Source organism: Loktanella gaetbuli (assembly GCF_020531945.1).
GTDB lineage: Bacteria > Pseudomonadota > Alphaproteobacteria > Rhodobacterales > Rhodobacteraceae > Loktanella > Loktanella gaetbuli.
The window spans coordinates 450,994-469,425 of the sequence record NZ_JAJATZ010000001.1; the positions used below are offsets into that span (position 1 = coordinate 450,994).

General features: G+C 61.7%; 8 protein-coding genes and 1 tRNA gene. 4 read left to right on the top strand and 5 right to left on the bottom strand.

Annotation, left to right across the window (positions count from 1 at the left end):
- The first annotated feature begins 120 nt into the window (after nucleotides 1–120).
- Nucleotides 121–765, top strand: a complete 645-nt coding sequence (locus tag LGQ03_RS02310; RefSeq protein ID WP_226747073.1) for a DsbA family oxidoreductase — start codon at nucleotides 121–123, stop codon at nucleotides 763–765.
- Nucleotides 766–781: 16 nt separating this feature from the next.
- Here LGQ03_RS02310 and mfd read toward each other — a convergent pair whose 3' ends face one another.
- Together mfd and LGQ03_RS02320 are read right to left on the bottom strand one after the other, a co-directional pair.
- Nucleotides 782–4,231 (bottom strand): transcription-repair coupling factor, encoded by a 3,450-nt coding sequence (mfd, locus tag LGQ03_RS02315; protein ID WP_090159482.1) that lies wholly within the window; start codon nucleotides 4,229–4,231, stop codon nucleotides 782–784.
- A gap of 37 nt (nucleotides 4,232–4,268) precedes the next feature.
- Nucleotides 4,269–4,766, bottom strand: a complete 498-nt coding sequence (locus tag LGQ03_RS02320) for a component of SufBCD complex (protein WP_226747074.1) — start codon at nucleotides 4,764–4,766, stop codon at nucleotides 4,269–4,271.
- Between the two features lie 150 nt (nucleotides 4,767–4,916).
- Between LGQ03_RS02320 and hemB the strand changes: the two genes are divergently transcribed.
- From hemB to LGQ03_RS02335, 3 genes are all read left to right on the top strand, one after another.
- Complete coding sequence (gene hemB / locus LGQ03_RS02325; protein ID WP_226747075.1) at nucleotides 4,917–5,921, top strand: porphobilinogen synthase; 1,005 nt, start codon at nucleotides 4,917–4,919, stop codon at nucleotides 5,919–5,921.
- A gap of 95 nt (nucleotides 5,922–6,016) precedes the next feature.
- Nucleotides 6,017–6,580, top strand: coding sequence for a lipid-binding SYLF domain-containing protein (locus tag LGQ03_RS02330; RefSeq protein WP_226747076.1), 564 nt, complete (start codon nucleotides 6,017–6,019; stop codon nucleotides 6,578–6,580).
- 4 nt (nucleotides 6,581–6,584) lie between these two features.
- A complete protein-coding gene (locus LGQ03_RS02335) occupies nucleotides 6,585–7,193 on the top strand; it encodes a nucleotidyltransferase family protein (RefSeq protein ID WP_226747077.1) in 609 nt (202 codons plus the stop codon).
- A 102-nt stretch (nucleotides 7,194–7,295) separates the two neighbouring features.
- Here the strand turns inward: LGQ03_RS02335 and LGQ03_RS02340 are convergent, their stop codons facing one another.
- From LGQ03_RS02340 to ypfJ, 3 genes are all read right to left on the bottom strand, one after another.
- The gene (locus tag LGQ03_RS02340; protein WP_226747078.1) at nucleotides 7,296–16,781 is read right to left on the bottom strand and encodes an Ig-like domain-containing protein; all 9,486 of its coding nucleotides are present in this window, start codon (nucleotides 16,779–16,781) and stop codon (nucleotides 7,296–7,298) included.
- A 623-nt stretch (nucleotides 16,782–17,404) separates the two neighbouring features.
- Nucleotides 17,405–17,490: transfer RNA gene (locus LGQ03_RS02345), tRNA-Leu, on the bottom strand.
- A gap of 47 nt (nucleotides 17,491–17,537) precedes the next feature.
- The gene (ypfJ, locus tag LGQ03_RS02350; RefSeq protein WP_226747079.1) at nucleotides 17,538–18,392 is read right to left on the bottom strand and encodes a KPN_02809 family neutral zinc metallopeptidase; all 855 of its coding nucleotides are present in this window, start codon (nucleotides 18,390–18,392) and stop codon (nucleotides 17,538–17,540) included.
- Nucleotides 18,393–18,432: the final 40 nt, after the last annotated feature.

Here is an 18,432-nt window from a genome sequence, read left to right on the forward strand (position 1 = left end):
GCCGCACATCCCAAACCGGGGGCTGCGGTCTTTTATGTTGCGTCAGACCTGCTAGACCGTGCAGGCGTCCGCGCATACAGAATTCACGGTGCCATTCGCGCCCAGACTGGGAGACCCGCCATGATCAAGCTTGATATCATGTCAGATCCGATTTGCCCGTGGTGCTACATCGGCAAGGCAAATCTGTTTGCAGCGTTGGCGCAGGTCCCGGATCACCCCCTTGTACTGGAGTGGCATCCGTTCCAGTTGAACCCGGACATGCCTGCGGTAGGCATGGACCGCCGCACCTATCTGGAAACGAAATTCGGCGGCAAGGAGGGCGCGGTCAAGGCCTACGCCCCCATCGTCGAACACGCGCAAAAAGCTGGTCTGACGATCAATTTCGACGCCATGACCCGCACCCCAAATACGCTGGATGCCCACCGCCTGATCCATTGGGCGGGCATCGAACAGCGTCAGACCTTTGTGGTGGACCTGTTGTTCAAGGCCTATTTCATGGATGGCCGCGATATCGGCGATCACGAGGTGCTGACCGACATCGCGGATACCGCCGAGATGGACGCCAGCGTGGTGGGCAAGCTCTTGGCGTCAGACGCCGACACAGACGACATTCGCAAGCGTGACGCGCATAGCCGCGAAATGGGGGTCAGCGCCGTGCCGACGTTCATCGTGGCCAATCAGCACGCGGTTCCCGGCGCCCAGCCTGTCGACACCTGGGTACAGATCATCACCGACCTGCAACAGGCCATCGCGACGGACGCCTGACGGCATCCGCCCCGCTTCAGGACTTGGCCTGCGCCACCTTGGCCAGCTTGGCCGCCAGATCGCGTGCGATATTGAACGCACCCTGCACCTTGGTCTTTTCCTTGGACCAGTCCTGCATGACCACGATCTTGTTGTCCTTGACCTTGGCCTGCCCCTTGTAGTCGCCGATGAATTCGACAAGCCCGGCGGGATTGGCGAATTTGTCGTTGTGGAACCTGATCGTGGCACCCTTGGGACCTGCATCCATTGACGCGATCCCGGCCTTCTTGCACATGCCCTTGATCCGCACGACCAACAGCAAGGTGTTGACCTCCTTGGGCAGCGGCCCGAACCGGTCGATCAGTTCGGCTGCAAACCCTTCGAGTTCGACCTTGGTCGTCAGGTCAGACAGACGACGGTACAGGCCCAGACGCACATCCAGATCGGGGACATAATCCTCTGGTATCAGCACCGGCAGGCCCAGGTTCAGTTGCGGCGACCATTCGCCATCATCCTGCAATCCTTCGGCCTGACCCGACTTGATCGCATTGATCTGGTCCTCCAGCATCTGCTGGTACAGCTCGTAGCCGACCTCGCGCATCTGGCCTGACTGTTCCTCGCCCAGCAGGTTGCCCGCGCCGCGGATGTCCAGATCCTGCGAGGCCAGCGTGAACCCGGCCCCCAGACTGTCGAGGCTGGCCAGCACCCGCAGCCGTTTCTGGGCCGTATCGGTCAGTTTCTGACGGGGCTTCGTCGTCAGATAGGCATAGGCGCGGGTCTTGGACCGACCCACACGCCCCCTGATCTGATAGAGCTGCGACAGGCCGAACATATCCGACCGCCAGACGATCATCGTATTGGCCGTGGGGATATCCAGGCCGGATTCCACGATCGTGGTCGCCATCAGCACATCGTATTTGCCATCGTAGAACGCGTTCATCCGGTCGTCGAGTTCGCCCGCTGCCATCTGGCCCGTCGCGGTGACATAGCTGACCTCCGGCACCTCGCGTTTCAGCCAGTCCTCCATTTCGGCCATGTCCGAAATGCGCGGCACCACAAAGAACGACTGCCCGCCGCGGTAGTGTTCACGCAGCAGCGCCTCGCGGATGGTGATCGTGTCGAACTCTGACACATAGGTGCGGATCGCAAGACGGTCGATCGGCGGTGTGCCGATGATCGACAGATCGCGCACGCCAGACAGCGACAGTTGCAGCGTGCGCGGAATCGGCGTGGCCGTCAGCGTCAACACATGCACATCCGTGCGCAACGATTTCAGCCGTTCCTTGTGCTGAACACCGAATTTCTGTTCCTCATCAATGACAAGCAGGCCGAGGTTGCGGAATTTGACCGACTTAGCCAGCAGCGCATGGGTGCCAACGACGATATCTACCGATCCGTCGGCGATGCCCGCACGGGTCTTGGCGGCGTCGCCTGCGCTGACGAACCGTGACAGGGGCCGCACGTTGACCGGAAAACCCCGGAAACGCTCGGCAAAGCTTTGATAATGCTGACGTGCAAGCAGGGTTGTCGGCGCAATGATCGCGACCTGCACCCCCGACAACGCCGCGACGAATGCCGCACGGATCGCGACCTCGGTCTTGCCGAACCCGACGTCGCCGCAGATCAGACGATCCATCGGCGTGCCCGCCTCTAGGTCCGTCAGCACATCGTCGATTGCCGACAGCTGATCATCGGTTTCCGCATAGGGAAAACGCGCGAGGAACTGGTCCCACAGCCCGTCCGTCGGTTCCAATACGGGTGCCGTGCGAAGCGCGCGTTCGGCCGCGACCCGGATCAGACGTTCCGCAATCTGGCGGATGCGCTCCTTCAGGCGGGCCTTCTTCGCCTGCCAGGCGCCGCCGCCCAACTTGTCCAGCAGACCTTCGTCATGGCCGTATTTCGACAGCAGTTCGATATTCTCGACCGGAAGATACAGTTTTGAATTTTCGGCATATTCCAGCGTCAGACATTCGTGCGCCGCCCCCAGTGCGGTGACGACCTCCAGCCCGATGAACCGCCCTACACCGTGATCGACATGGACCACCAGATCACCGGGGGCCAGCGCATTGGCCTCGGTCAGGAAATTATCGGCGCGGCGCTTGCGCTTGGTCTGGCGGATCAGCCGATCACCCAGCACATCCTGCTCGGAAATCACCGTGATGCCCGGTGCCTCGAACCCTGCATCCAGCGCCCAGACCGCAAGATGCACGCCGGATTTTCCGACACGGGTGAAATCGCTGACCGGGATCACCTCGCCGATCCCCTCATCCTCGATCAGCCCGGTCAGGCGTTCACGCGCACCTTCGGAATAGCTGGCGATGACGACCGGACCCTCGGCCACCTTTGCCCTGACATGACCGGCCAAAGCACCGAAAAGGCTCAGGTTTTCCTGCTGGCGTTCCGGCGCGAAATTGCGACCCGGGCGCCCGCCCGCATTGATGACGCCCACACCAGTGGCCTGGGGGTTGGGGTTGAATTGCAACACCCGCCGCGCGGCCAGCGCCGCATCCCAGGCCGCATCATCCAGATACAATCCCTGCGGCGGTGCAGGTTTATAGACCGAATCCATCCGGCCCTTTTGTTTCAGCGCGTGCATCCGGGTTTCGTACTGATCCGCGATACTGTCCCAGCGCGCAATGCGCTGCGCGCTGGTCTGATCGTCCAGCGTGACCGTCACACCCGGCAGATAATCGAACAGCGTTTCCAGATCGTCCTGAAAAAACGCAAGCCAGTGTTCCACGCCTTGATGTTTGCGCCCGGCGCTGACCGCCTCGTACAGCGGGTCATCCGTGCCCGCCGCGCCGAATTCGATACGATAGTTCTGCCGGAACCGCGTGATCGCGGCCTCGTCCAGAATGACCTCTGACACCGGGGCCAGTTCGATCTCGGACAGTTTTTCGGTGGTGCGCTGCGTGATCGGGTCAAACCGTCGCGCGCCGTCCAGCACGTCACCGAACAGATCCAGCCGGATCGGGCCGGATTGTCCCGGTGGATAGATGTCGATGATGCCGCCGCGCACGGCATAGTCGCCCGCCTCCATGACTGTAGGGCTTTGGGTGAAACCCATGCGTGTCAGGAACTGGCGCAACGCGCCTTCGTCAACGCGGGCCCCCACACGTGCGGTGAATGCCGCCTCGCGCAAGGTTGCACGGGCAGGCACGCGCTGGGTCGCCGCATTCAGCGTGGTCAGCAGCACGAACCGGTCGGGCATCCCGTGCACCAGTCCGGCCAGTGTCGCCATCCGCTGCGCCGAGATATCGGCGTTGGGCGACACCCGGTCGTAGGGCAGGCAATCCCACGCCGGAAAGGTGAAAACCGGCATATCGGGGGCAAAGAACGCAAGGGCTGCCTGCATCGCGGCCAATCGTTTGTCATCGCGCGCGACATGAACGACGGGTCGGCCCGACTTTTCCAGCTCTGACAGGATCAGTCTGGCGTCAAACCCTTCGGGTGCGCCGCTGACGGTGATGTGCGATGTATCTGACATGGTTGCGGAACTACGCTGCACCCCGCCGGTGTCAAGGTCACAAGGCGCGCACGACCATCAGGTTCTGCGCCATACCGAACATCGCGGTGATGAAAATAGAGATCATGCCGACGATCTGCACCCACAGGCGGTGGCGCATCAGGATCTTGATCAATGCGTCATGTTCCGGTTCCAACGCATAAATCTTGTTCGCGGTGGACAGGCTGACGGCCCCGACGATCGTTAGTGGAAAGGACAGGAAAAACAACGCCTGCGCCAGTTGGATCCAGTAATAGAATCCCAGGATCGCCAATGACGACAAAAAGAAACAGATGACTGCGGTCATCGCGACACCCGCCGAACCGGCCAGTGACAACAGCCGCGTGACGCTGATCCGCGTTGCATCGACCAGATCATCACGGGCCTGGCCGGGCTTGCGCCTGGCGCGCTGCACCAGATCATACGGAACGCCGATCACATAATAGCTGAGCGAGGACCACATCAGGGCCAGCACGACCCAATACCAGATCGAACTGAACGATCGAAAATCGATCACTTGCAGAATTGTCGCATTCCAGTTCACGGGATCTCGCTTGCTTGGCAGTCATTTGTTGGGCGGACACTATGGCCCGTGCCGGGGAATGCCCAGACTTGTGAGCATCGCATTTCCGTGCGACCCATCAGGTGTGACAAGAAAGGCCCGCCCATGAAACCCACCGTTGCACCCTTCCCCGCCACACGCCTGCGCCGCCTGCGCAGCACCGATGCCCTGCGGCGGCTGTCGCGGCAACACAGGCTAAGCGTGGATGACCTGATCTGGCCGATTTTCGTGATGGACGGCACCGACACCGAAGAGGCGATCCCTTCCATGCCCGGTGTCACACGCAAGACACTGGACCGCGCCGTGGCCGCCGCCAAAGAGGCCCATGCCCTGAGGATTCCGGCAATCTGCATTTTTCCCTACACCAGCATGGACGCCCGCACCGAAGATTGCGCGCTGGCCTGGTCGCCGGACAACATCAGCAACCAGACGATCCGGGCGATCAAGGACGCGGTGCCCGAAATGGCAATCATGACCGACATCGCGCTGGACCCCTACAACATCAATGGCCACGACGGTTTCGTCGAGGACGGCCAGATCGTGAATGACCGGACCGTCGAAGCACTGGTGAAAATGGCCATCGCACAGGCCGAGGCCGGCGCCGATATCCTTGGGCCCTCCGACATGATGGACGGCCGGATCGCGGCCATTCGCGCCGCACTCGAATCCAACGGTCATCACAACGTGGCGATCCTCAGCTATACCGCGAAATACGCCAGCGCCTTTTACGGGCCGTTCCGAGACGCGGTCGGTGCCTCTGCCGCACTGACGGGCGACAAGAACACCTATCAGATGGACCCCGGCAATGCTGACGAGGCGATGCGCCTTGTCGAACGCGACCTGTCAGAAGGTGCGGACATGATCATGGTGAAACCCGGCATGCCCTATCTCGATATCTGCCGTGCCGCCAAGGAGATGTTCAGCGTCCCGGTGTTCGCCTATCAGGTATCGGGCGAATACGCGATGTTGCAGGCGGCTGCACAAAACGGTTGGCTGGATGGTGACAAGGTCATGATGGAAAGCCTTTTGTCATTCAAAAGAGCAGGTTGCGACGGTATCCTCACATATTTTGCCCCAGCCGCCGCCCGGATGCTGCGTAATATGGCCTAAGGCTGCATTAAGGGTGTGACAGATTTGCACAATGCGCCTATACTTGTGCGACAGAAGGCGGAAAACGTCTCATCGGCAGTAAAAGGGCAACTCAGATGACAATATTGAACAGACGGCGCGTGCTGTTGACGGGTGCGGCTGCGGCCACCGCCGGGCTAGCGGGCTGCGGAAATGGCGTTGGAAACGGGGCTGCCGCGACGATTGATGCGCGCGTGGCCAGCACTGTGGCATTCATGCACGATACTTATCCCGGCACCCGCGACCTGAGCCAACGCTGCGCCGGTCGGCTGGTTATGCCCGTCGTGACCGAGGCCGGTCTGGGGATCGGTGGATCCTTTGGGCGCGGCGCATTGCAGGTCAATGGCTTGACCGTGGATTACTATTCCGCCGCCAGTGCATCCGCCGGTTTTCAGATCGGTGCGCAGCAATACAGCCACGTCCTGTTTTTCATGACGCAAAACGCGCTTGCAGATTTCCGTGCCAGTGCCGGATGGGCCGCGGGCGGTGATCTGGAATATGCCGTCCCGGAACGTGGCGAGGTGCTGCGCGCCGAGACGATTACATCGCTCGCCCCCGTGATCGCGATCCTGTTTGCCCAATCGGGCCTGCGTATCGGTGCCACGCTCGAAGGCACAAAATACACAAGGATCATCCCGTAACGATATGGCAAACCGGGATAAAATCGAAAATATCCCGATCGTTGTCCTCGCGGCTGGTGCTGCGTCGCGGATGCGCGGCGCGGACAAGCTGACTGCATTGATCGACGGTGAGCCGCTTTTGCGTATCGTGGTGGGCCGCGCTGCATCCGTTGGCCCGGTCCATGTGGCACTGCATCACAACGCGCAGGCGCGCCGCGCGACGCTGGATGGGCTTGCCGTGACGGTGCTGCAGACGCCGAACGCCGCCGATGGTCTGTCCGGCACAATGCGCGACGCAATCGCACAACTGCCTGCCTGTCCGGCGTTCATGATCATCTTGGCGGACATGCCGGACATCACCGGTGCTGACATGCAATCACTGATCGACGCCCGCAACACCCGACCGGACGCCTTGACCTGGCGCGGGGCGACCGCAGAAGGTCTCCCCGGACACCCGATCCTGTGCGATGCAAGCCTGCGTCCGAAATTTGCACATCTGACCGGCGATTCTGGCGGCAGCGAAATCATGAAAACGTTTACAGATCAGACGGTTCTGGTGCGATTTTCAGATGATCGTGCCCGTCTGGACCTCGATACGCCAGAGGCATGGGCGGCCTGGCGCGCGGCGCGCTGATCAGCCAGGACCAAGCGGTCGATAAAACGAAAACAGGGGCCCGCGCGGGCCCCTGTTTCGCATTCCCGTGCCTCACTGGCACGGGAATTGGCTGCATGTCGCTTACTTCATCAAGAGCTTGGCTTCGTGCTTTTTCAGTGCCTTGCGGGCGGACTGGTAACCTTGCAGACCGGCTTCGGTCTTCAGCTCGGGGAAGAGTTCAAAGATCTCGTTCCGCTGGCTGTTGCCCAGACCATTCAGTGAATAGTCACCCGGGTGGAAGCTTTCGGTCCATGCCCCGTTCGACAGCACGACTTCGTGCTGTTCGAACATGAAGTGGATGTAGGTCGTCCGCATGACATCCACCGTATGGATCCCCTGCGCACCCACCATGTGCTTGGCCGCCGCAAGAACCTCACGCTCTTCAAAGTAGAGCTGCGTCTTCTCGCTGGACACCAGCAGGCGGTGGTTCGGAGACAGCATCATGTCGCGCTCTGGCAGACCGTGGCCCAGTGATCCGGCCTTGACCAGGATCGGCTTCATGTGCGGTTTCGCCGCCAGCTCCTTGCCGGTGAACTCCTTCTGACCGTACCAGGCGATTTCCTGGATGCCGTTGTCGCGGGTGATGATCTTGTCACCCACGCGCAGGTCCTCGACCAGACGCTCGCCCTTTGGCGTGGCGATCAGGGTGCCCGGCGTAAAGCAGGGTGCCTCGATCTCCTCAAAGGTCGCGGTCGTGCCATCCTTGAAGAAGATGGTACCGCTTTCGCGCAGCTCTTCCGCATCACCTGCACCGCCGTTGGTTTCGATCCGGTCGATCTTGTCCAGGGTCGCCTGGTCAAAGTTGAACCGGTCGATATCACCGTCGTCCGGGTCTTCGCCACCAAAGATGACATCGCCAGAGGATACGTCGGTAAAGGTATCGTTGCCGAACCCGCCGCGAACCACGTCAGCACCGTCACCGCTGCTGATGACGTCATCGTCGACACCCGCATCGATGTTGTCCGACCCGTCACCACCAAAGATGGTATCCGCATCGTCGCCCGTCCGGATCGTATCGTCGCCGTCACCACCGAACACTGTGTCGCGGTTGTCGAACGGATCGGGATCAGCGGCCAGACCGTCGCCCGGATAATCCTTGTCCGGCAGGTTGCTGTTACCCTCGTCGGTAAAGATCTGGTCGTTGCCAGCACCACCGTCGACCGTGTCGGACCCGCCGCCGGAGCGGATGACATCGTTGCCGTCACCACCCAGGATGCTGTCGTCGCCGGTAAACCCGCCGATGATATCGTCCCCGGTGCCGCCATCGATGACGTCGTTGCCGCCGCCACCCTGGATGCTGTCGTTGCCAGCCCCACCAAAGATCAGGTCGTCACCGTTGTCACCCTGGATACGATCGTCGCCGTCGCCACCGTCAAGCAGATCGGTATCCGCACCGCCTTGGATAAAGTCGTTGCCGGCCCCGCCATAGACAGAGTCGTTTCCAAAGCTGCCGGTCAGACTGTCATCGCCGTCGCCACCAAAGATGGTGTCGTCGCCCATGTTGCCCGCAACCGTGTCGTTTCCGGCCCCTGCAAAGATCTGATCATTGCCGTCACCGCCAAAGATCGAATCGTCGCCGCCCTGACTGCGGATAACATCGTCACCCTCACCGCCCAGGATACTGTCGTCGCCGTCAAAGGCACCGATCAGATCGTTCCCTTCGCCACCGTCGATGGTGTCGTTGCCGCCACCGCCCTGGATGCTGTCGTCACCGACGCCACCAAAGATCTGGTCGTCGTCGTTGCCACCCTGGATCCTATCGTTTCCTTCATCGCCGTACAGCGTGTCGAAACCGCTACCGCCCTGGATAAAGTCATCGCCAGTGCCGCCATAGACAAGGTCGTCGTCCAGGCTGCCGGTCAGGGTATCATTGCCCTGATCGCCATACAGCGTGTCGTTGCCTTGGTTCCCGGCGATCGTATCGTCGTCGATACCGCCAAAGATCAGGTCATCACCGGTCCCGCCAGAGATGCTGTCCGCATCGTCACGACCATAGATCGTGTCGTTGCCAGCGCCGCCAAAGATGGTGTCGCGGTTGTCGTCGGGTGCCGGATCAATGGCATCGGGCAGATCAAAGGTATCCGTTTCCAGACCGCCAAAGATCACGTCGTCACCGTCATCGCCCTGCAGGGTGTCAACGCCCTGCCCGCCGATGATCGTATCGTTGCCTGCACCGCCGCTGACAAAGTCATCGTCGATACCCGCGTCGATCGTGTCGTTGCCCGTGCCACCGAACACGATATCGTCGTCGTCGCCGGTTGTGATGATGTCATCACCTGCACCACCGTCGACCACGTCGCGGTCATCGTTCGGGAACGGATCGTTGTCGCCGATCGGCAGACCCGGCACCGTGGCACCCGGATAGTCGTAGTCGGTCGCCGGGTTGGCGTGGTTGCCCGTGTTGATGACGTCGTTGCCGTCACCACCCGTGACAGAGTCGCTGCCGACCCCGCCCGTGATGCTGTCGTCGCCTGCGTCACCGGCCAGCGTATCATTGCCGGCACCGCCTTGGATGGTGTCGTTGCCGTCACCACCAGCGACGACGTCGTCGCCCAGGTTGCCGTCCAGCACGTCGTTGCCAGCGCCACCGTCGATGGTGTCGTTGTCGTCACCGCCGTTGATGGTGTCATTGCCGGCACCGCCCTCGATGGTATCGACGCCGTCGCCACCGCGGATCGAGTCGTCTCCCTCACCGCCGAGGATGCTATCATCCCCGTCGTTGCCAAAGATGCTGTCGTTGCCAGCGTCACCGCTCAGCGTGTCGTCGCCGACACCACCGTCGATTGTGTCATCGTCGGCTCCGCCAAAGACTTCGTCGTTGCCGTCACCGGCGTCGATGCTGTCGTCACCTTCGAACCCGAGGATCAGGTCGTCGTTGCCGGTATCGCCGGGCAGTTTGGCATCGTTGCCGTCGACGATATCGCCATCCGCATCCACATAGGGAATGTCGGGGTTGATGATGTCGTCACCGGCGGTGCCCTGAATGGTACCGTCGTTGTCACCACCCACGCGGAAGGTCACGGTCGCCGTATCGGTACCGCCATTCCCGTCGCTGATGGTATAGGTGACCGATGTCTCGACCACGTCGTTCAGGCCGACATTGTCGAAATCACCGTTCGGATCGAAATCGACCGTACCGTCGGCGGCAATGGTGAACAGACCACCGTTGTCACCGGCCACAGGCGTGCCGACGCCACCCAGGGCTGCATTGACACCGACCACGGTCAGCGTGTCGCCCTCGGGGTCGGTATCGACGCCTGCGCCGTTGTCACCGGTAATGACATTCCCGTCGACATCGCCGGCGGTTTCGTCTGCCGCAACCACAAAGATATCGTCACTGGCCACGGGACCGTCATTGGTGCCGATCACGGTCAGGGTGACCGTCACGGGATCGCCCGGCAGGCCAGAGTCGTCCTGGGGTGTGTAGGTGACCGTCGTGGTGGCTTCTTCGCCCTCCGCCAGATCATCGAATTCACCGTTCGGATCAAAGGTGACCGTCCCATCGGGATTAATGGTCACCAGACCACCGTTGTCGCCTGCGACAGGCTGGCCGACATTTGCCGGATCGCCGTTCACGGAACCGACCGTCAGCGGATCGCCTTCGGGGTCGCTGTCGTTGTCCAGAACGTTGCCGATCACTGTCGTCGGATCCTGATCCTCGGACACCGGGAATTCATCCATGACCGCCACGGGGGCGTCATTGGTTCCCGTCACCGTGATCGTCACCGTCGCCGTGTCCTCGGCCCCGGCGGGGTCGGTCACGGTGTAGGTCACGGTCGTGGTGCGCTCTTCGCCCTCGCCCAGGTCATCGAAATCACCGGCCGGGTCAAAGGTGACCGTGCCGTCCGGCGCGATGGTGACCGTGCCGCCATCGGGCAGGTCAACAGGCTGGCCCACGTCGCCCGGCACTCCGTTCACGGCCGCAACCGTCAGCGGATCGCCGTTCGGATCAACGTCGTTGTCCAGCACATTGCCGATGATGCCGCTTGGGTCGTCCTCGCCCGCGGTCAGCGGATCATTCGTCGCCACCGGTGCGCCATTGGTGCCCGTCACGGTGATGGTCACCGTCGTGGAGTCCTCGCCGCCGTTGCCGTCGATGACCGTGTAGGTGACCGTTGTCGTGACTTCTTCGCCTTCGGCCAGGTTGTCGAATTCACCGTTCGGATCAAAGGAAGCAGACCCGTCGGGGTTGATCGTGACCAGACCGCCGTTGTCGCCAGCCACGGGCTGACCCACCTTCGCCGGATCGCCATCGACCGCACCCACCGTCAGGACATCGTTGAGGTCCGGATCGGTATCGTTGCCCAACACGTTGTCCAGCGGCTGAACCATATCCGCCGACGACACACCGGTATCCGCGACCGCAATTGGCGCGTCGTTGGTCCCGGTCACGGTGATCGTCACCGTTGCCGTGTCCTCGACCCCATCGGGGTCGGTCACGGTATAGGTGACCGTCGTGGTCGCGGTTTCGCCCTCGCCCAGCTGCTCGAAATCGTCGTTGGGGTCGAATGCGATCGTGCCGTTCGGCGCGATGGTGACCGTGCCGCCGTTGTCGGCGGCCACAGGCACGCCCACGCTGTTGGAATCACCATTCACCGCAGACACCGTCAGAGGATCATTCTCGGGGTCGGTATCGTTGCCCAGCACGTTGCCGATGACGGCATTCGCGTCATCCTCACCCGCACCCAGATCATCCGCGACGGCCACGGGACCGTCATTGGTGCCGATCACGGTCAGGGTGACCGTCACGGGATCGCCCGGCAGGCCAGAGTCGTCCTGGGGTGTGTAGGTGACCGTCGTGGTGGCTTCTTCGCCCTCCGCCAGATCATCGAATTCACCGTTCGGATCAAAGGTGACCGTCCCATCGGGATTAATGGTCACCAGACCACCGTTGTCGCCTGCGACAGGCTGGCCGACATTTGCCGGATCGCCGTTCACGGAACCGACCGTCAGCGGATCGCCTTCGGGGTCGCTGTCGTTGTCCAGAACGTTGCCGATCACTGTCGTCGGATCCTGATCCTCGGACACCGGGAATTCATCCATGACCGCCACGGGGGCGTCATTGGTTCCCGTCACCGTGATCGTCACCGTCGCCGTGTCCTCAGCCCCGTCAGGGTCGGTCACGGTATAGGTAAAGGTGGTCGTGGCAGTTTCGCCCTCGCCCAGCTCTTCGAAATCGCCAGCGGGGTCGAATGTGACCGTGCCGTCAGGCGCGATGGTCACGGTGCCACCGTCCGGCAGATCGACCGGCTGGCCGACATCACCCGGCACGCCGTTGACGGCGGATACCGTCAGCGTGTCATTGTCGGGATCGGTATCGTTACCCAGCACATTGCCGATGATGCCGCTTGGGTCGTCCTCGCCTGCGGTCAGCAGGTCCTCGACCGCAACCGGCGCACCATTTTCAGGCTCACCACCGCGGATTTCCTCGATCTCGGTGTAGTCGATGACGCCGCCGGTCGGGTTGCCGTTTCCATCGGTAAAGATGATCCGACCCGAGAAGCTGTCGCCATCCGCATCCAGCACGGGCAGACCTACGCCGCCCGGACCTGCGTTGATGAACGGCTGACCCGCCGGGATTTCCAGCACGTCGAAATCGGTCCCGGTCGTCGTGCCCGTGCCGCCGTCGACAACATCGCCTGCCGTGGCGCGGATCGTATCGGCATCGTCGCCGCCAAAGATCTTGTCGTTGCCACCTGTACCGATGATCAGATCGTCGCCCGCATCGCCGTACAGCGTATCGTTGCCCAGATCACCCACAAGGATATCGTTGCCGTCACCGCCATAGGCCGTGTCGTCGGCAAAACCGAGCGATTCATTTGCCAGACCCTGTTCACCGTCAGCCCAGGAGCCCACGTGAATTTCGTCATCGCCCGCACCGCCATAGATGACATCGGACCCGTCAGCGTTCGGATCGAAGGCTTCGCCTGTCTTGTCGGACACGCGGCTGTCGTCGTCACCGGTGATGATATCGTCGCCGGCACCACCCGTGATGGTGTCGTCGCCCGACCCGCCCGCAAAGGCGTTGTCGTATTCATCTGCCGGACGCGCGCCGGATGCGGCCTGACCACCGGTTCCGTCGGGATCACCCGCACCTGCGGTGATCGTGTCATTGCCAGCGCTGCCGCTGACGAAATCCTGACCGCCGCCCGCGATGATGCGGTCGTCACCTTCGTCACCGACCAGCACGTCGTCGCCGTTGTCGCCGACCAGAATGTCGTCACCAGCGCCACCGAATGCGGTGTCTGCGGCATTGCCCAGCGATTCATTCGCCAGATCCTGCTCGCCATCGGCCCAGGTGCCGACGTGGATTTCGTCGTTGCCTTCGCCACCAAAGATCGTGTCGGACCCGTCTGCACCCGCGTCAAAGCCTTGGCCCGTCTTTTCGGACACGCGGCTGTCGTCATCACCCGTGATGATGTCGTCACCGACGCCGCCCACGATCAGGTCGTCGCCAGCACCGCCAGCATAGGCGTTCTGGTAATCGTCTGCGGGCCGCATACCCGATGCGGGCGCGGTTGACGGATCAACCTCGTCACCGACACCGGCAGTGATCACGTCGTTGCCTTCGCCGCCGTCGATAAAGTCCTGACCGCCGTTGCCTTCGATGATGTCGTTGCCAGCACCGCCGTCGATCACGTCGTCGCCGTCAACAGCCACGATGGGCGTGCCACCATTGCCGCCACCGATGGGCGTCCCGGTGCCTGCCGGCACGTTGTAACTGGTCGCGATTTCGTTGAACGGGATGTGCGGATGGGTGCTGATGCGGCCGATGACCTCATAGGTCTCGTCCTGGGTCAGCGGCTTGTCGGTCACGAAACCCACGGTCTCGTTGCCATTCAGCTCGACCGCATAGACGTCGATCACATTGCCTGCGCTGTCACGTACCGAATACGCGTATTCGGGGGTAAAGCGTGTCCCGGCCTTGCCGAACTCGCCGTCGATGGTGACGCTCTGCGCCAGTACCTGCGACGTGTCGCCATCGCCGAACAGCAGGTCATTGTCGTTGACACCAACCGAAACCGGCTGCGTGCCGACGGGGATGGTAAACGTATTGCCCACAACATTGCTGTTACCCGACGTGCCGTCGGGGAATGTCGGATGCTTTCCAGCCGCCGTGGTCTGATCGACCGTCGACAGGTCCCAGACAGCCAGTGTGAACTTGGCACCCGCAACAGGTGCGATCTGCACGGTGTCGTCGGTCTGCGGCGGGGTCGGATCGACCGGGTCCGTGACAACGCCATTGTCGCCACGGATCACGTCGTCGCCGGAACCGCCCAGAATGCTGTCATCGCCGCCGTTGCCGGCGATGATGTCGTCACCTGCCCCACCGTCGATGAAATCATTGCCGGCATCGGCATTGTCGCCGCCCGCCAGATCGGGTGCCGCGTTGAAGTAGATGTCGGTGACATTGATGCCGGAATTGTCGTGCCCGTCCTGCGTGTGGGTCAACACGATTTTCGACACCGGGCCCTGCACCAGCACATTCAGGTTATAATTGGGGGACGTGTCGGCCTGATACCCACCGTTGCTGTCGGCCGTGTCCGCACCGGCCACGGAGTCCGTGTCCTTCAGTGTCAGATGGCTTCCGCCGGTCAGGGTCACAGGGATCGCGACACCGTTCGCGTCAAAGGCCTCGATCTTGACCACGCCGTCGCCGTCGATGTCATTGACGTTGAACGACACGTTTTCGACTGGTGCCGAGAACGCCCACTGGAACTGGCCCGTGTTGCCGAAACCGCTGGTTTCCGACGCCAGCGACGTGTCGTTGTCCACGACCTCGCCACCCGACAGGATGCCTTGGGTGTTCAGCGCATCATGGCTGAGTTCCGAGAAGTGCGCGCCTGTGTCGATGGTGCGCGTGTAGGTCACGTCGATGGCACCGGTGTTCTGCGTCACGGTCGAATCGACCTCTGCATCGGTCACCAGGTCCCAGTTGAAGGATTCACGCACCACGGGGCCCGGCGTGCCGCCAGCCTGACCAGAGGTGTCACCGTCGATCGTGTCGTTGCCCGAACCGCCAAAGATGCTGTCGTCGCCGCCGTTGCCTTCGATCACGTCATTGCCGGACCCGCCGAACAGGACGTCGTCGCCTGCCACGCCTTCGTCCACGATGGTGGACGCGCCGTCAAAATACACATCGGTGATGTTGATACCGGAATTGTTGTAGCCATCCTGCGAATGGAACACCTCGATGCGGGACACGGGACCGGGAATGGTCACGGTCGTCGAATAGGCGTCAGAGGTGTCTTCTTGGTAGCCGCCGTTGCTGTCGATGGTATCCGCACCGGCCACACTGTCGGTGTTTTTCAGCGTGACATGCGATCCGCCGTCCAGATTGACGGTTATCTGCTGGCCGTTGGCGTCGAACGCCTGCACCCGTACCACGCCGTCACCGTCCACATCGTTGATGTTGAACGACACGTTGGTCACCGGCGTATCGAACGCCAGGTTGTATTGCGCATTCTTGTGCGATGCAGGCAGTTCCGACGACAAGGAGCTGGTGCCGTCGATCGCCTCGCCATCGGCATCGATCCCGTTGATGTTCTGGACATTGCCAGCCAGCGTGGTGTCGATCTCGTGCGGGTAGTTTTCGCTGAAGGTAAAGCTGACGTTGACCGTGCCGGTATCCTGCGTGAAATGCTGGAGATGGCCATTCGTGGCAATGCCGGGGGCCTTGTTCCATTCGAACGATTCACGCGCGCCGACAGCAATCACGTCACCGCCTGCATCGCCGAAAATCGTGTCGTCGCCGCCCTGGCCGAACACGGTATCGTCGCCGGCACCACCAAACAGCAGGTCGTCGCCATCAGCTGCGGTTTCGCCGCCGCCGGCTGTGTCGCCAAACACGGTGTCCTCGCCCAGACCGGCCAGCACAGTGTCGTCGCCCAGACCTGCAACCACGATATCATCGTCAGGACCAGCGCCAGCGGCAATCGCGTCGCCAGCGTCGATCCGGTCACCTTCGGGGTCGCCATTGTAGGCACCATTGATCACATCGTCGCCGTCCGTGCCCAGCACGGTGCCATCGCCATCGGGGGCCGGCGGCGTGACGACGACGGGGGCGAAAGTGGTGTTGTCGACGGACTGGTTAGAGAACCAGCCACTGGAATCGGTCGTCTTGATGTCGGTGATTTCGATCTGCGCGATGGAGAGATTGTCGAGGGTGCCGCCGTTCAGCAGGTCGCTGACGAACAGGTCACCGTTGTCCTGCTGGACCAGCAGGGCGTCGATGTCGCGCACGGAACCATCCGACAGCGTCACGCGCAGCGTACCGGTCAGCGTGCTGTCGGTCTTGTTGTGATAGGATGTGCCGTTGATCGTGTAGGCGACCGTGTCGTGGCTGTTCTCGTTGTCAGAGATCACGCCGTCATGCTCTGCGTCCCGCAGCGTCGCCTGGACCAGCGAGAGCTGGCTGGACGTACGCGTAATACCTTCCAGGTTGGCTGCATGCTCTGCGTCGTAATTGACGGTTTTGAACAGCAAAAGGGATGTGGTGAACTCGCTGACATCGACGTCAGCGTAATTGCCGAGATAAATCAGATTTACGTTCGAAATAGCAGTCATGATAGCTCTCCAAAGCCAAACTGTGCGCAGACACAGGCTCCCGCCCACCAGGGCGAAAACGCGAAATCGGCGTCAGCCGACTAAATAAAACTGCAAGATCAGGGATTGGACCCTGCCAGCAGACACCACATTCCCCACGATCAACGTGGGCCGGTCGTCCCCAAACAACCGGTTGCCCCCCCAAGGACACAATATGAATACCCACAGCAGCGTGCGTGAGAAAGTAAAAAAAGAGTATATGCACGCTTTACACGTAAGAGTTGTGCGACTTTGCAGGCATTCACGGCTTGTCCAGCGACAACGTCCAACCCCATTGTTTCCAAAATAGAAACGCCAATTCGGGTGGCTGGTGTGATGTCGGGCCAAACGACCTGTTTCACGCCCATTTTGCGCCTTTTAGGGCAAGTTTCGGAAAATGACTCGCCAGTCAGTTGCAGAATGCGAAACAGTCATACCGTCGCCACATTTCGGCCAAAATATTTTCCAGATCAACCAAAACCAAATCTCGATCAGGAAACAAACAGGCCATGCCCGCACCACTGTTCACGCGTTACGGCGGAATCAGGGCATAATGTGGCGCGACAGCAGTCAGTCAGGGGAATTCGGGGCAGCGCCAATGCGCTTGGTACCGGTGGTCGGACTCGAACCGACAAGCCCTTGCGGGCGGGGGATTTTGAATCCCCTGCGTCTACCATTCCGCCACACCGGCCGGTGCGCAGGCTGTTACCCCCGCCCGGCGACCGCGTCAATCGCAGGTTACAGCTGCGGTGCGGAAAATGTATCGCAATCGGTCAACAGGCCGCTGTCGAACCCGCGCGCCAGCCAGCGCTGGCGCTGCGCGCTGGTGCCGTGGGTGAAACTGTCGGGCCGCACGACACCGCCTGCATTGCCCTGCAGGGTATCGTCACCAATGGCAGCGGCGGCATTCATCGCCTCTTGCAGGTCGCCGCGTTCCAGAACGCCGAATGCCGCCTGTGCCCCGCGCGCCCAGATCCCGGCATAGCAATCTGCCTGCAATTCCGTGCGCACCGACAGCGCGTTGGAATCGGCCTGGCTGACCTGCGCGCGCAACCGGTTCACCTGCCCCAGGATACCCAGTTCGTTCTGGACGTGATGGGCGACCTCGTGGGCGATCACATAGGCCTGCGCAAAATCACCGCCTGCGCCCAACCGCTGCGCCAGCGTACGGAAAAACGCCGTGTCCAGAAAAATCCGGTCCTCGGCCGGGCAGTAGAATGGTCCGGTGGCCGCATCCGCCGTCCCGCAGGCCGATTGGGTGATCCCGTCGAACAGCACCAGAACGGGCGGCTGGTAGGGCTGGCCCACCTGCTGGTCAAAGGTCTGCGCCCAGACATCCTCTGTCAGACCCAGCACGGCGGCGACGAATTGTTCCATTTCGGGATCGTCCGCATCGATGGCGCTGGTGTCGATTTGCTGGGACCCGCCCTGCCCGCCACCATTCAACAAAGGCGAGACATCGACCCCGAAATACCAGCCGATCAGCAGAACGAGGATCGCGCCGATCCCACCGATACCACCCACGGCACGCCCGCCGCCACTGCGTCCGCGACGCTCGATATTGCGGCTGCTGCGCCGACCTCTCCACTGCATCGCGGCTCTCCCCCGGTTTTGACACCGCCACCATAGCGTC

What these genes read in the sequence shown, in the direction of transcription:
- LGQ03_RS02310 (WP_226747073.1), top strand. Translation starts at nt 121, where the DNA reads ATGATCAAGCTTGATATCATGTCAGATCCGATTTGCCCGTGGTGCTAC.
- mfd (WP_090159482.1), bottom strand. Translation starts at nt 4,231, where the DNA reads ATGTCAGATACATCGCACATCACCGTCAGCGGCGCACCCGAAGGGTTT.
- hemB (WP_226747075.1), top strand. Translation starts at nt 4,917, where the DNA reads ATGAAACCCACCGTTGCACCCTTCCCCGCCACACGCCTGCGCCGCCTG.
- LGQ03_RS02330 (WP_226747076.1), top strand. Translation starts at nt 6,017, where the DNA reads ATGACAATATTGAACAGACGGCGCGTGCTGTTGACGGGTGCGGCTGCG.
- LGQ03_RS02335 (WP_226747077.1), top strand. Translation starts at nt 6,585, where the DNA reads ATGGCAAACCGGGATAAAATCGAAAATATCCCGATCGTTGTCCTCGCG.
- LGQ03_RS02340 (WP_226747078.1), bottom strand. Translation starts at nt 16,781, where the DNA reads ATGACTGCTATTTCGAACGTAAATCTGATTTATCTCGGCAATTACGCT.
- ypfJ (WP_226747079.1), bottom strand. Translation starts at nt 18,392, where the DNA reads ATGCAGTGGAGAGGTCGGCGCAGCAGCCGCAATATCGAGCGTCGCGGA.